The sequence below is a fragment of the Massilia endophytica genome (genome assembly GCF_021165955.1).
GTDB classification, from domain to species: domain Bacteria; phylum Pseudomonadota; class Gammaproteobacteria; order Burkholderiales; family Burkholderiaceae_D; genus Rugamonas; species Rugamonas endophytica.
In genome coordinates this window covers 4,074,395-4,088,080 of the sequence record NZ_CP088952.1, presented here as the reverse complement: position 1 = coordinate 4,088,080, position 13,686 = coordinate 4,074,395, and the positions used below count along the sequence as shown (strand labels likewise).

Annotated in this window: 15 protein-coding genes; 7 read left to right on the top strand and 8 right to left on the bottom strand. The window is 66.4% G+C overall.

Annotation, left to right across the window (positions count from 1 at the left end; all coding sequences use genetic code 11):
• Positions 1-27: 27 nt before the first annotated feature.
• Complete coding sequence (gene tcdA, locus LSQ66_RS18725) at positions 28-882, top strand: tRNA cyclic N6-threonylcarbamoyladenosine(37) synthase TcdA (RefSeq protein WP_231766700.1); 855 nt, start codon at positions 28-30, stop codon at positions 880-882.
• Here the strand turns inward: tcdA and thpR are convergent.
• Entirely contained in the window at positions 842-1,348 is a 507-nt protein-coding gene (gene thpR, locus LSQ66_RS18720) for an RNA 2',3'-cyclic phosphodiesterase (protein ID WP_231766699.1), read from the bottom strand. The two genes, tcdA and thpR, sit on opposite strands and share 41 nt — an antisense overlap.
• A 32-nt stretch (positions 1,349-1,380) precedes the next feature.
• Between thpR and LSQ66_RS18715 the strand changes: the two genes are divergently transcribed.
• From LSQ66_RS18715 to cysK, 3 genes are read left to right on the top strand one after another with little or no spacing between them, the layout of a single operon-like run.
• Positions 1,381-1,845, top strand: a complete 465-nt coding sequence (locus LSQ66_RS18715) for an FKBP-type peptidyl-prolyl cis-trans isomerase (protein ID WP_231766698.1) — start codon at positions 1,381-1,383, stop codon at positions 1,843-1,845.
• 9 nt (positions 1,846-1,854) lie between these two features.
• On the top strand, positions 1,855-2,346 hold the full coding sequence (locus tag LSQ66_RS18710) for an FKBP-type peptidyl-prolyl cis-trans isomerase (RefSeq protein WP_231766697.1): 492 nt from the start codon (positions 1,855-1,857) through the stop codon (positions 2,344-2,346).
• 41 nt (positions 2,347-2,387) lie between these two features.
• A complete protein-coding gene (cysK, locus tag LSQ66_RS18705) occupies positions 2,388-3,323 on the top strand; it encodes a cysteine synthase A (RefSeq protein ID WP_231766696.1) in 936 nt (311 codons plus the stop codon).
• On the opposite strand, the gene LSQ66_RS18700 is transcribed toward cysK, so the two are convergent.
• The 6 genes from LSQ66_RS18700 to LSQ66_RS18675 form a co-directional block, all read right to left on the bottom strand.
• Positions 3,317-4,309 carry a cation diffusion facilitator family transporter gene (locus LSQ66_RS18700; RefSeq protein WP_231766695.1) on the bottom strand — a complete coding sequence of 331 codons (993 nt, stop codon included), beginning with the start codon at positions 4,307-4,309 and terminating at the stop codon, positions 3,317-3,319. The genes cysK and LSQ66_RS18700 overlap by 7 nt on opposite strands.
• Positions 4,306-4,614 carry an ArsR/SmtB family transcription factor gene (locus LSQ66_RS18695; protein WP_231766694.1) on the bottom strand — a complete coding sequence of 103 codons (309 nt, stop codon included), beginning with the start codon at positions 4,612-4,614 and terminating at the stop codon, positions 4,306-4,308. Before LSQ66_RS18695 ends, LSQ66_RS18700 begins: the two co-directional genes overlap by 4 nt.
• A gap of 115 nt (positions 4,615-4,729) precedes the next feature.
• On the bottom strand, positions 4,730-5,275 hold the full coding sequence (locus tag LSQ66_RS18690; RefSeq protein WP_231766693.1) for a hypothetical protein: 546 nt from the start codon (positions 5,273-5,275) through the stop codon (positions 4,730-4,732).
• Between the two features lie 5 nt (positions 5,276-5,280).
• The gene (locus tag LSQ66_RS18685; RefSeq protein WP_231766692.1) at positions 5,281-6,009 is read right to left on the bottom strand and encodes a P-loop NTPase family protein; all 729 of its coding nucleotides are present in this window, start codon (positions 6,007-6,009) and stop codon (positions 5,281-5,283) included.
• Positions 6,010-6,036: 27 nt separating this feature from the next.
• Complete coding sequence (locus LSQ66_RS18680; protein WP_231766691.1) at positions 6,037-6,921, bottom strand: metallophosphoesterase family protein; 885 nt, start codon at positions 6,919-6,921, stop codon at positions 6,037-6,039.
• Position 6,922: 1 nt separating this feature from the next.
• The gene (locus LSQ66_RS18675; RefSeq protein WP_407659536.1) at positions 6,923-7,441 is read right to left on the bottom strand and encodes a CinA family protein; all 519 of its coding nucleotides are present in this window, start codon (positions 7,439-7,441) and stop codon (positions 6,923-6,925) included.
• 195 nt (positions 7,442-7,636) lie between these two features.
• Between LSQ66_RS18675 and LSQ66_RS18670 the strand changes: the two genes are divergently transcribed.
• Genes LSQ66_RS18670 through LSQ66_RS18660 form a run of 3 tightly spaced genes read left to right on the top strand, consistent with a single transcriptional unit; the run spans position 7,637 to position 12,719 of the window.
• Entirely contained in the window at positions 7,637-8,152 is a 516-nt protein-coding gene (locus LSQ66_RS18670; protein ID WP_231766689.1) for a YfiR family protein, read from the top strand.
• Positions 8,149-10,143, top strand: a complete 1,995-nt coding sequence (locus LSQ66_RS18665; protein WP_231766688.1) for an ATP-binding protein — start codon at positions 8,149-8,151, stop codon at positions 10,141-10,143. Before LSQ66_RS18670 ends, LSQ66_RS18665 begins: the two co-directional genes overlap by 4 nt.
• Positions 10,140-12,719: an EAL domain-containing protein gene (locus tag LSQ66_RS18660; protein ID WP_231766687.1), complete on the top strand. Its 2,580-nt coding sequence runs from the start codon at positions 10,140-10,142 to the stop codon at positions 12,717-12,719. Before LSQ66_RS18665 ends, LSQ66_RS18660 begins: the two co-directional genes overlap by 4 nt.
• Here LSQ66_RS18660 and thiL read toward each other — a convergent pair whose 3' ends face one another.
• Positions 12,720-13,685, bottom strand: coding sequence for a thiamine-phosphate kinase (gene thiL, locus LSQ66_RS18655; RefSeq protein ID WP_231766686.1), 966 nt, complete (start codon positions 13,683-13,685; stop codon positions 12,720-12,722).
• Position 13,686 lies beyond the last annotated feature (1 nt).

Sequence of the window (13,686 nt, the reverse complement as noted above, 5' to 3'; positions counted from 1 at the left end):
TGCGCCAGCGTCCGGTAAAATGGCGGGATGACTGAACACGACATCGACTTCGAGCGCCGCTTCGGCGGCATCGCCCGGCTTTACGGCGAGGCAGCGCTGGCCCGCTTCCGCAGCGCCCACATCTGCGTGATCGGTGTCGGCGGCGTGGGCTCCTGGATCGTGGAGGCGCTGGCGCGCAGCGCCGTCGGCCGCCTGACCCTGATTGACCTGGACAACGTGGCCGAATCGAACATCAACCGCCAGATCCAGGCCCTGAGCGGCACTCTGGGCATGGCCAAGGTGACGGCCTTGGCCGAACGCGTGGCCCAGATCAATCCCTACTGCGAAGTGACGCAGATCGAGGACTTCCTCACGGCCGACAACCTGGACGAGATGATCGGCTCGCGCGGCTACGACTACGTGATCGACGCCATGGACAGCGCCAAGGTCAAGACCGCGCTCGTGCACTATTGCCGCAGCAGGGCCATTCCCCTGATCGTGATCGGCAGTGCGGGCGGCCAGACGGACCCTACCCGCATCGAAGTGCGCGACCTGGCGAAGACGGAGCAGGAGCCGCTGCTGAAGAAGGTGCGGCGCAGGCTGCGCAGCCAGTACAACTACCCGCCCAACTCGAAGAACAAGCTGAACGTGGACGCCGTGTTTTCCATGGAGCCGCTGAAGTTCCCGGAAACGGGCGAGGTGTGCAGCGTGGACGGCGACGACAAGGCGCCGCAGCAGGGCGGCCTCACGGGCATCAACTGCGCCGGCTTCGGCTCGGCCATGGTGGTGACGGCCACCTTCGGCATGGTGGCGGCCGGCCACCTGCTGCGCAAGCTCGCGGCCGAAGTGGAGCAGGCGCCGCTCAGCGCGGAGCCAGCGGCAGATACTGTCCCGTCGCCATAACCGACTCCACCAGCGCGGCTTCGCGCACTTCCCATATCACCGCTTCGAAAGGCTGCCTGGGCGGCGCCGCCTTCGCCTCGCGGGCCAGCGTGATATGGGGGCGGAAGGCGCCGTGCGTGGCGGGCGCGAAACCTTCTTCGCCGAGCTTCGCCATCAGGTCCTCGTAGAGCATGTTCAGCTCCGGAGGAATGCGCGACATGCCTGCCCAGGCAATGCGCGGCTTCGTAAAATATCCGTAGCAGTCGATCTCCAGCCGCAAAGGCGGCACGGACAGGCTCTCCAGAATCCCCCGCAGCACGGGCAGCCGTTCGGCGGGCTGGTGGCCGAGGAAGGCCAGCGTGAGATGCAGCTTCTCCGGCGGAATCAGGCGGCCCTGCACGGGCGCCTGCAGCTTCGCCAGCGCGCTGCGTACCGCATCGTCCGGCCAGAGCGCAAAAAATAGTTTGGGGCTGTGATTTGCTATCATGATGCCGCCTCAGAAATCAGAAGAAAGATATCATGACCCGATTCTCCGTATTGCTCGCTTTCCTTTGCACCGCTGCCGCCGCCCAGGCCCAGGCGCCTGCACCGGCCGCTCCGGCGCCTGTCGTTGTCGGCTCCGCCGCGCCGGGCCCCGCGGCGGACCAGCTGATCATCACCGATGTCGTGGAAGGCAAAGGCCGTCCCGTCGCCAGCGGCGACACGGTGCTCGTGCATTACTCGGGCTGGCTCTACCGCCCGCTGGCGCGCAATATGCGCGGCATGCAGTTCGACTCTTCCATTCCGCGCGGCGAGCCGCTGGAAGTGAAGGTCGGCCGCGGCATGGTCATCAAGGGCTGGGACCAGGGCCTGATCGGCATGAAGGAAGGCGGCAAGCGCACCCTCATCATTCCGTCGGACCTGGCTTACGGCCCGCGCGGCCAGGGCAATATCCCGCCGAATTCGGCACTGACCTTCGAAGTGGAGCTGGTCACCATCAAATAAGGCAAGCCAATGAAAACACCAGCACTGATCTTCGCGCTGCTCGTCGGCGCGGCTGCCCAGGCGCAGACCCAGACGCCGCCCCAGCCTGAAGCGGGGGCCCAGTCCGCGCAGGCCGAACCTGCACAACCTGCACCGGTAGCCGAACCTGCCGCGCCGCAGCTGATCGTCAAGGACACCCAGGTCGGCAAGGGCCGCGAAGCCGTGAGCGGCGACACCGTGCGCGTGCACTACACGGGCTGGCTGTACAAGCCCGAGGCGAAGGACGGCAAGGGCAAGAAGTTCGACACCTCGCTCGAGCGCGGCGTGGCCATCGAATTCAAGCTTGGTGCGGGCCGCGTCATCAAGGGCTGGGAGCAGGGCATCGCGGGCATGAAGGTGGGCGGCAAGCGCACCCTGATCATTCCGCCCGAGCTGGCCTATGGCGCGCGCGACATGGGTAACGGCCTCATTCCCGCCAATTCGACCCTCATCTTCGACGTCAGCCTGGTCAGCGCGAAATAGGCGTACACTGGTCTCCCCACACACCGTGCGGAGACCACGCCATGAATATTGCAAACGACGTCACGGGACTGGTCGGCAATACGCCGCTGGTCCGCATCAACCGCATGGCCGCCGGCGCGAAGGCGCAGGTGCTGGCCAAGCTGGAGTTCTACAATCCGGCCCATAGCGTGAAAGACCGCATCGGGCTCTCCATGATCCAGGCGGCCGAACAGGCGGGCCAGATCCGTTCCGACACCATCGTTATCGAACCCACGAGCGGCAACACGGGCATCGCCCTCGCCATGGTGTGCGCGGCGCGCGGCTACCGCTGCACGCTGGTCATGCCCGAGACCATGAGCCGCGAAAGGCGCATGCTGCTGCGCGCCTACGGCGCAGAACTGATACTCACGCCCGGCAGCGAAGGCATGGCGGGCGCCATCCGCAAGGCCGAGGAGATTGCGGCATCCGATCCGCGCTATCTCATGCCGCAGCAGTTCAACAACCCCGCCAATCCTGAAGTGCACCGCCGCACCACGGCCGAAGAGATCTGGCGCGACACGGACGGCCAGGCCGACATCCTCGTCGCTGGCGTGGGTACGGGCGGCACCATTACCGGCGTGGGAGAAGTGATCAAGGAGCGCAAACCGTCCTTCCGCTGCATCGCGGTCGAGCCGGAAGCCTCGCCCATCCTGTCGAAAGGCGTGAAAGGGCCGCACCCCATACAGGGTATCGGCGCGGGCTTCGTGCCCAAGGTGCTGAACACGCACATTTACGACGAGATCATCTGCGTGAAGAACGAAGACGCCTTCGAATATGCACGGCGCGCGGCGCGGGAAGAAGGCCTGCTGGTCGGCATATCGTCCGGCGCGGCGCTGTGGGCGGCGCTGCAGGTGGCCTGCAGGCCCGAGAACGAAGGACAGACGATCGTCGTCATCATTCCTTCGTTCGGCGAACGCTACCTGTCGACGCAGCTGTTCGCGGGACTCGCGGATCAGTGATGATGGTGGCCATGATCGTGATGATCATGGTCGTGGTCGTGGCCGTGCTGCTCCGCCGGCTCCTGCAGGCAGCAGGCATGCTCGGTGGTGCCTTCCTCGGTCTGCAAGGTCGTATGGTGAATGGCGAACTTCTCCTTGAGCTGCCGCGCGATCTCGTCGATGGCGCGGTCGCCGGGATAGCCTGACGGCACGACGAGATGGGCCGTGAGCGCCGTTTCGGTGGTGCTCATGGGCCAGATATGCAGGTCATGCACTTCCGTCACGCCCTTGCAGCGGCGCAGGAAGGCCTCGACTTCGCCCGCGTCCACATTCGCTGGCACGGCCGCCATCACCATGCGCAGCGACTCCTTGAGCAGGGACCAGGTGCCCAGCAAAATCATGAACACGATGGCCAGGCTCACCAGCGGGTCGAGCCACACCCAGTTCGTATACATCACCACCAGGCCCGAGACCAGCACGCCGAGCGAGATGGCCGCATCGGCGGCCAGGTGCAGGTAGGCGCCGCGGATATTGAGGTCATGCTTGCTGCCCGCCATGAACAGCCAGGCCGAGATGCCGTTCACGGCGATGCCCACGGCGGCCACGATGGACACCGTGGCGCCCTGCACTGGCGCCGGGTCGAGCAGCAGCTGCACGGCCTCCCACGCGATGGCGCCGCAGGCCAGCATCAGCAGCATACTGTTGAAGAGTGCGGCCAGCATCGAGCTGCCGCGCAGGCCGTAGGTATAGCGGCCCGTGGGCTGGCGCTTGCCGAGGATGGCTGCGCCCCAGGCCAGCATCAGGCCCAGAACGTCGGAGAGGTTGTGGCCCGCATCGGCCATGAGCGCGGTCGAATTGGCGACGAAGCCATAGCCGAATTCCACGGCCACGAAAATCGCGTTCAGCGTGATGGCGATGGCGAAGGCGCGGCCATGGTCGGCGGGATCGCCGTGGTGGTGATGTCCATGGTCGTGGCCATGTCCGTGATGATGGTGATGGCCGCTCATGCTTCGCTTCCGGTGGAGGGTTCGGCGATATGTTCCAGCATATCGTGGAGGACGCCGCTGATATGCGCATCGGCGGCGGAATAAAACACCTGCTTGCCCTGGCGCTCCGACTTCACGATGCGGGCCGCGCGCAGCAGGCGCAGGTGGTGGCTGACGAGGGAAGGGCTCAGATCCAGGGCGGCGGCGATATCCCCCACCGCAATCGGCGCCGCCACGCAGGCCAGGACGATGCGCAGGCGGGTCGGGTCGCCAAGCAGGTGGAACAGATCGGCCAGCTGGGCGACCGAGGCGTTATCGGGAGACATAACTCATCTTCAACATTTGAATACCTATTCAAATGTTAGCACATTTCTTAAAGGGGACAGACCCCTTTAGGAAACTCAGGGTGTTGCTTAAAGGGGTCTGTCCCCTTTAAGAAATTCAGGGCTTGGCCATTTCGGCCTGGAGGGCGGCGCGGGTCTTGGGGTCGAGGCGGGGGAGGATCTTGTTGTATTTTTCGCCCGTGGCGATGGCGGCGATCTGCTCGGAGCTCAGGGCCGTGGTTTGCACCACCGGCGCCGGGGCGGGCTTGGAGAACATGGCCTGCAGGCCGACCACCAGCAGGGCGGCCAGCAGCGAGAGTCCGGCCGATACCGCCATCAGCCGCAGCTCGCGCGGCGTGAACAGGGGGTGCTGGGTGGCGATGGGCTTCACCGTCGCCGCTGGCGCGGGATGGAAGCCTGCCGGACGCGCCGGCTCGCTTTCTTCGAATTCGGAACTGCCGCGCCCCGGCTGCGGCAGGCCGCCCGCCTGGCGCGCGAGCGCCGTCAGCTCCTGGGAGGCGGCGTCGATCTGGGCGATGTGGCGCTCGACCGCGTCGGCCAGCACCGCTTCGTTCAGCGCCACCAGCGCGAAGATGGGATCGTCGACGTCGACCTTGACGCCGGTCTTTTCGAAGACGAGGCTGCGCAGTTTGTGCTGGTCCATGGCCATTACCAGTCCACCTTGTCCAGCTGCTCGAACAGGTCCTTGAAAATGACCTTGATGCGCTGCTTTTCCATGACGTTGAACTTGTCGCTGGCCTTCACTTCGTCCAGCGTCAGGCGCGCCGTGTTCATTTTCTTGAGGTCCGCGCCGAAGGTGTCGGCATTGCGCTGGGCGAGCACCACGTGGCCTTTCACCCGGCCGGAGTTCTCCGCATAGGTCTGCGAATCGAGGAAGGCTTTGCCGGAGGCCGATTGCAGCAGGCCGAAATGCTCGTTCTGCCACAGCACCAGCGGCACATTGGTGGACTTGGCCGTGGAGACGAAGCCCATGGCCGTGTCGTGCAGGGTGTCGCCGCCGCCCACGATGGTGTGGATGTAGACCTTGCGGCCCGATTCTTCCAGCAGCGAGAAGCAGTCGTTCTCGATCAGGTAGGCCACCAGCGGCGAGAAGGTGTTCGCGCCGTTGTCGATGACGCAGTTGCCGTCTTCTTCCAAAATGTCGATCATCAGCGAGTCGAAGCGCTTGGGATCGATGGTGCGCGATTCGGTCATCACCGGCACGTGCTTCACGTTCAGGGATTTGTAACGCGAGAAGGTGGGGTTTTCCTGGTCTGTGTCGTAGCAGCGCAGCGGGCTCCCGTCCCGGGTCTTGAGCCATTGCGCCAGGATGGTGGAGACCAGCGTCTTGCCAATGCCGCCTTTGCCCTGGAGGATGAAGTGAACCGTGTTTTGCATCGAATAAGACTCCCGAATCGCTTATTGTCAGTGACAGGAGGCCGAGCCGCGATCGCCCGCTTCCTGTTCCGGGACATCCGGATTGCCCCGCGCAGGCACGGTCCGGAACTCCCAGTCGTAACCATCTTCCCTCAGCTCCAGCCGCAATACCCCGAGATGGCTGTTGCTGCGCGCCTCGCTGCGCGGCCGCACGAGGCGGAAAGGGGTGAGGAAGGCGCCGCCCGTACCTGCCACGAACTGGCGCGGTCCGCCCGCGTCTTCCCGGCCGTCCGCATCCATGGGCGGAAAGCGCTCGTAGTCGTGGTCATGGCCGGACAGCACCAGTTCCGCCCCCGCCGCATGCAGCAGGCGCCAGGCCTCGCGCATGCGCGGGTTTGGCGGGTGCCCGCCGGAACTATACAGCGGAGCGTGCCAATAGGCGAGCGTGCAGCGCGCGGGATGGCGCGCCAGGTCGTCTTTTAGCCACAGGAGCTGGGCCTCCTCCTCTGCCCTCTGCAGGTGGCTGTTCAGGGCGACGAAGTGCCAGCCGCCCTGGTCGAAACTGTAATATCCGCGCCCGCGCGGACCGGCCGCCGCACCAAAATACGCGTAGTAGGCGTCCGCCTTGCCGCTGTAGTACTCGTGGTTGCCGGGAACGGGACGGGTGATGGCCTTGAAGCGCCCCCATGACGGGTGGTAGCAGTCGCGGAATTCGGCCTCCAGGCCATTGGGATAGGTGGTGTCGCCCAGCGTGAGCACCAGTTGGGCGTCGGGCCCGATGAGGGCCGCCGTGGCGGCGGCGCCGGAGTGGGCGGGGCGGCTGAAACGGCAGTCGGCGATGTCGCCCGCGGCGTACACCACCAGGGGCGCCGCTCCCGCGCGGCCGGCCAGCGCCAGGACGGCGATTGCGGCGGCGCGCAGGCGGCTGCCCAAGTCAGTTGATGAAGCGGAGCAGGCCTTGCAGGGCGTGGATCACGGTCTGCTCGCGCACCGCATGGCGGTCGCCCGAGAAGACCAGGCGCTCGGTGTGCACGGTGTCGCCATTGGCCCAGCCGAAGCACACCGTGCCTACAGGTTTGCCAGGCACCGCGCCGCTTGGACCGGCGATGCCGGTGGTGGATACCGCCACATGGCCATTGCTGTTCCCCAGCGCGCCCTGGGCCATGACGGCCGCAACTTCCTCGCTCACGCTGCCAAATTGTGCCATCATGGCAGCAGGGACATCCAGCAGCTCAGTCTTGGAGGCGTTGGAATAGGTGATGAAGCCACAGTCGAACCAGCCGGTGGAGCCGGCGATTTCTGTAATGGCCTGCGCAACGCCCCCGCCGGTGCACGATTCGGCGGTCACCAGCAGCATGCCTTTTTCCTGCAAGGCGCGGCCCACCTGGGCCGCCAGTTCGTTGATGTCCGTACTCACGTGTGGCTCCTTTGGCAAAGACTGCGATGGAGCCATTCTAGCGCGCCCGCCCGCCAAGCGGCCACGCGCACGGCAAAAAAGTTGCGGGTCCGGCAGGGCGCAATGTCGCGCGCCCGATTCGAGCTGGACGATACAATGCTTTCCAGGTCCGGGTGGCGCCACCCGGCCGCTGACTGGCGAGGTATGGTGACTGCACACAGCTGCTTGCGGCCCTTGCGTTGGGCATGGCTTTTGCTGGTCCTTGCGATCGTGCCGGCGCTCGCCCCTGCGCAGTCCGGCGGCCTGGAGCGCCAGGTCAAGGCCGCCTATCTCTACAAGTTCAGCGGCTTCATCGAGTGGCCCGAGGGCAGCTTCGCCCGCCCCGACAGCCCCCTGGTGATCGGCATCGCGGGCGACGACGCCCTGGCCGAACAGCTGGAACGCACGGTGGCGGGACGCAGCATCAACGGCCGCCCCGTCCAGGTGCAGCGCCTGAAGAAGGGCGAGCCCCGCGCGCCGCTGCACATTCTCTTCCTGGGCGCCGACCGCGCCGTGGCCCAGGACATGCTGGCCCAGTACAAGGGCCAGCCGGTGCTCACCGTATCGGACCGGGAAGAAGTGTTCGGCATGGGCAGCGTGATCAACTTCGTGGTGGCCGAGGAGCGCCTGCGCTTCGAAGTCTCGCTCAAGGCCGCGGCGTCGGCGGGCCTGCGCGTGAGCGCGCGCATGCTGGCCGTCGCCTACCGCGTGCAGCAGGAGGGCGCATGATACGTTTGCGTTCAGTCCACCATAAGCTGCTGGCCATTGTAATGGTGGCCACGCTGGCCGCGCTGTTCGTGTCCATCGGCGTGACCATCGCCTACGACCTGCATGCCTACCACCAGAGCATCCGCGCGGACATGGAGACCCAGGCCGAACTCCTGGGCCATATGAGCTCGCCCGCCCTGGCCTTCGACGATCCCCGCCTGGCGCGCGAGAACCTTGGCCTGCTGCGCCTGCGGCCGAAGATGTATGCGGGCGCCATCTACAATGCGCGCGGCGCGCTCTTCGCCAGCTACGTGGTGGCGGGACGCGCGGCGGCCATTCCGCAGCAGGCCAGCGAAGAGGGCTTCAGTTTCGCGGGCCGGCGCCTGGTGCTGTACAAGCGCATCTACGACAACGGCGAGCTGCTTGGCACGGTTTATCTCGACGCGGAGTACGAGATGCTGAGCCGCTTCTTCGATTACCTGGTGATCGGCGTGCTGGGCGCCGTGCTGGCGGTGGGCACGGCGTACCTGGTGCTGCGCCGCCTGAGCCACGTCATCACGCAGCCGCTGATGGGCGTGGCCAGCGTGGCGCGCGAGGTGGTGGCGACGGGCGACTTCTCGCGCCGCGCGGACCGCATCGGCAAGGACGAAATCGCGGACCTGGCGGAAGCCTTCAACAAGATGTTGTCCGAGATCCAGAGCCGCACCAGCGAGCTGGAATCGTCCAATGCGGAACAGGCGCGTGCGCAGCAGGAAGTGCTGCGCCTGAACGCGGAGCTCGAGCAGCGCGTGCACGAAAGGACCATGCAGCTCGAGCTGGCCAACGGCGAGCTGGCCATGGCGATGGAGGAGGCCCGCAGCGCCAACCAGGCCAAGTCCGCCTTCCTCTCGTCGATGAGCCACGAGCTGCGCACGCCCCTCAACGCCATCCTCGGTTTCGCCCAGATCCTTACCTCGGACAAGCTGCCCTCCACACTGGAGCAGAAGAAGGAGTTCGCGGGACATATCCTCAAGTCCGGCCGCCACCTGCTGGCGCTGATCAACGAGATCCTCGACCTGGCCAAGATCGAGTCGGGCACGGTGGCGCTGTCGATGGAGCCGGTGGAGATGCAGGACATCCTGGCCGAATGCCGCACCATGATGGAGCCGCTGGCGGCCCAGCGCGGCATCCGCATCCTCTTCCCTGAGCACTGCCAGACCGCCGTGCAGGCCGACCGCACACGCCTGAAGCAGATCCTGCTGAATCTCCTGTCCAACGCCATTAAATACAACCGCGAGGGCGGGGCGGTGGTGGTGGACTGCAGCGAGCCTTCGTCCGGCAGCCTGCGCCTCTCCGTGCAGGACACCGGCATGGGCCTGAAGCCCGAGCAGCTCAACATGTTGTTCCAGCCATTCAACCGCCTGGGCCAGGAAACAGGGGCGGAAGAGGGCACGGGCATCGGCCTGGTGGTGACCAAGCGACTGGTCGAGCTGATGGGCGGCAGCATCGGCGTCTCCAGCAGCGTGGGCGTGGGCAGCATGTTCTGGATCGAGATGAAGAGCACCACCCCCGTCGCCGCGCACCTGGGCAGCGAGCCTCCGCCCGCCATGCCCGCCGTGCACGACGCGGACAGCACCACTGTGCTCTATGTGGAGGACAATCCCGCCAACCTCAAGCTGGTGGAGCAGATCATCAGCTACCGGCCCGGCCTGCGCCTGCTCACCGCGCCGGACGCTCAGTTGGGGCTCGAAATGGCGCGCGCCCACGAGCCCGACATCATTCTCATGGACGTGAACCTTCCGGGCATGAGCGGCCTGGAGGCGCTGCGCGTGCTGCGCGCCGATTCGCGCACAGCCCATATTCCCGTGATCGCCCTCACGGCCAACGCCATGCCGCGCGACGTCGAACGCGGACTTGCGGCAGGATTCTTCCGATACCTGATCAAGCCGATCAACATCGATGAATTCACGGAGGCCATCAACAGCACCATGTCCTGGCTGGCCTCCCGCAAGCAAGGAAAGGAAACGTCATGATCGAGAAGGCAGACCTGCTGAATGCCCGTATCCTGATCGTCGACGACCAGCAGGTCAACGTGCAGCTGCTGGAATACCTGTTGTCTTCCTCGGGCTACCAGCAGGTGAGCGCCACCAACGACCCGCGCGTGGTGGCGGACTGGCACGCGCAGCACAACTACGACATCATCATTCTCGACTTGCACATGCCCGGCATGAACGGCTTCGAAGTGATGAAGGCGCTGCGCCCCCTGGAGCCGGAAGGCTATCTGCCGGTGCTGGTGGTGACGGCCCAGCCGGACCAGAAGCAGGCCGCCCTGGACGCGGGCGCGCGCGATTTCGTCAGCAAGCCTTTCGATCCGGTGGAAGTGCTGACCCGCATCCGCAACCTGCTGGAAGTACGGCTCATGCAGCGCCAGGCGCGCGACTACAACACCCTGCTGGAGCACACGGTGCGCGAACGCACGGCCGAGCTGCAGCGCTTCCGCAGCGCGATGGACGCGACGGCCGACGCCATCTTCCTGTTCGACAGCAGCAGCCTGGCCATCGTGGACGTGAACGACGGAGCCTGCCGCATGCTGGGCTACCGGCGCTCCGAGCTGCTTGGCGCGCAGCCCGAGGCGCTGGGCCTGGGCAGCGGCGAGGCCCTGCAGCGCTATGCGGGCGCGCACAGGCATGAGGAGCACAAGGCGCGCAGCCCCGAGCTGGTGGAAGCGGAACTGCGGCGGCGCGACGAATCGCTGGTGCCGGTCGAGCTGTACTGGCAGATGCAGCAGGACGGCGATGCGGCCCGGCCCACCCTGATCTGCGTGGCGCGCGACATCACCGAGCGCCGCGTGGCCGAGGAGCAGCTGCTGCACATGGCCCATTACGACAGCCTCACCGGCCTGCCCAACCGCACACTGTTCTACCGCACCCTGGCCGACGCCATGGACCTGGCGCGCGACAAGGAGTGGCGCATCGTGGTGCTGTTCATTGCGCTGGACCGCTTCAAGAGCGTCAACGATTCGCTGGGCGGCGCCATGGGCGACGAACTGCTGCGCGAGTTCAGCAACCGCCTGGTGCAGTGCGCCCGCATCCGCGACACCGTGGGCCGCCTGGGCGGCGACGAGTTCGGCCTGATCCTCGCCATCACGCGCGGGCAGCAGGAGGCGGTGGACATGGCCACCGAAGTGCGCGAGGCCCTGCGCGTGCCCTTCGACCTGGACGGCCATCCCGCCACGCTGACGGCCAGCATCGGCATCGCCATGTATCCGGACGACGCCACCGATCCCGAAACCCTGGTGAAGTACGCCGACACGGCGATGGGCCGCGCCAAGGAGGCGGGCCGCGACTGCTACCGCTTCTTCACGGCGGGCATGAATGCCCAGGTGCTGGCGCGCCTGGACATGGAGATCGCCCTGCGCCGCGCCCTGGAGCAGGACGAGCTCGAACTCTATTTCCAGCCCAAGGTGAACCTGCATACCGGCCGTGTGAGCGGGGCCGAGGCGCTGCTGCGCTGGAACCGCCCAGGCCACGGCATCGTGATGCCGGTCGAATTCGTGGGTGTTCTGGAGGATACGGGGCTGATCGTGCGCGTGGGCTCCTGGATCATCGACGCCGCCTGCCGCCAGATCGCCGCCTGGATCAGCTCACCCGTCGGCCAGGTGAAGGTGGCCATCAACGTCGCCAGCCGCCAGATGGTGGAGGGCGACCTGGAGAAGGAAGTGAAGGAGGCGCTCGCCCGCCACCGGGTGCCGCCGGAGCTGCTGGAGCTGGAGCTGACGGAAAGCGCCCTGATGTCGAATGCCGACCGCACCATTGCTGTGCTGAAGAGCATGAAGGAGATCGGCATCCAGGTCGCGATCGACGATTTCGGCACCGGCTATTCCTCGCTGGCTTACCTGCAGCGCTTCCCCATCGACAAGCTGAAGATCGACATCGCCTTCGTGCGCGACATCATCACCAATCCGAACGACGCCGCCATCTCCCTGGCCATCATCAGCATGGCGCACAGCCTGAAGCTGCGCGTGATCGCCGAAGGCGTGGAAACGCGGCCCCAGCTCGAATACCTGCGGCGCAACCGCTGCGACGAGATCCAGGGTTACTACTTCAGCCGTCCCCTCAGCGGGGCGGACATGGGCGCGCTGGTGGAGGCGGGAACGGGGCTGCCTCCCGACCCGGCCGAGGCGGAGGAAGCGCCGCAGACCCTGCTGCTGGTCGATGACGATGTGAACGTGCTCTCCTCGCTGCACCGCCTGTTCCGGCGCGACGGCTACCGCATTCTCACCGCCTCCACGCCCAACGAGGCCTTCGAGCTGCTGGCGCTTTATCCGGTGCAGGTGATCATGTGCGACCAGCGCATGCCCACCACCAGCGGCACCGAGTTCCTGAGCAAGGTGAAGGACATGTATCCGGATACGATACGCATCATCCTCTCCGGCTACACGGCCCTGGAAGCGATGCTGGATTCCATCAACCGCGGCGCCATCTACCGCTTCTACACGAAGCCCTGGGACGACACCCAGCTGCGCGACAATATCCGCCAGGCCTTCAACCACTACTGGCTGATGCACGGCAGCGAACGCCGCGCGGGCGATGCCGAAACGGCAAATTGATCAGGAAGCGAAGTGGTCGAAGCTGGCGAGCGCCAGGTCGAGGGGGGAGCCTTGTGCATCCACCAGGCGCAGTCCCGCTTCGGCCTCGATGCGGCCCACGCGGGTCACGGCCGTATCCGTGGCCAGTCCCGCGGCCAGCACGGCATCGCGCGCCGAAGCTGGCGCCGTGAAGCACAGTTCATAATCGTCGCCGCCCGCTGCCGTGAAGGCGCGCCGCATGGCCATGTCGCGGGTGGCGAGCACCGGCCCGGCGGGCAGGGCGTCCACATCCAGCGTGGCTCCCATGCCCGAGCGCTCCAGTATGTGGCCCAGGTCTCCCACCAGGCCGTCCGAGATGTCGATGGCGGCGTGGGCGATGCCCTGCTGCGCGAGCGCCATGCCGAGCTGCACGCGCGGCGTGGGCAGGTGCATGCGCCGGCCAGCCGCCTGCTGCTGCGCCGCGTCCAGTGCGTATTCGCCCCGGTAGCCCGCCAGTGCAAGCCGCGCGTCGCCCAGGGTGCCCGAGATCCAGATATCGTCACCGGCCCGCGCCGCGTCGCGCCGCAGGGCGCGGCCCGGCTCCAGTTCGCCGAACACGGTGACGCAGATATTGAGCGGGCCCTTGGTGGTGTCGCCGCCTATCAGTTCGCAGCCGTGCAGGTCGGCCAGTTCGAACAGGCCAGCGGAAAAGCCTTCCAGCCATTCGCGATTCGCCTCCGGCAGGGCCAGGGCCAGCGTGAAGGCCACGGGGCGCGCGCCCATGGCCGCCAGGTCGGAGAGATTCACGGCCAGGCTTTTGTGGCCCAGGCGGCGCGGATCCTCGCCCGCGAAGAAGTGGCGGCCTTCCACCAGCATGTCCGAGGAGATGGCCGTCAGCATGCCCGGCGTGGGCGCCAGCAGCGCGCAGTCGTCGCCGATGCCCAGCACCGCGCGCTGCGGCTTCGCACGTTCGAAATACTGCCGTATCAGGCCGAATTCGGAGAGCATG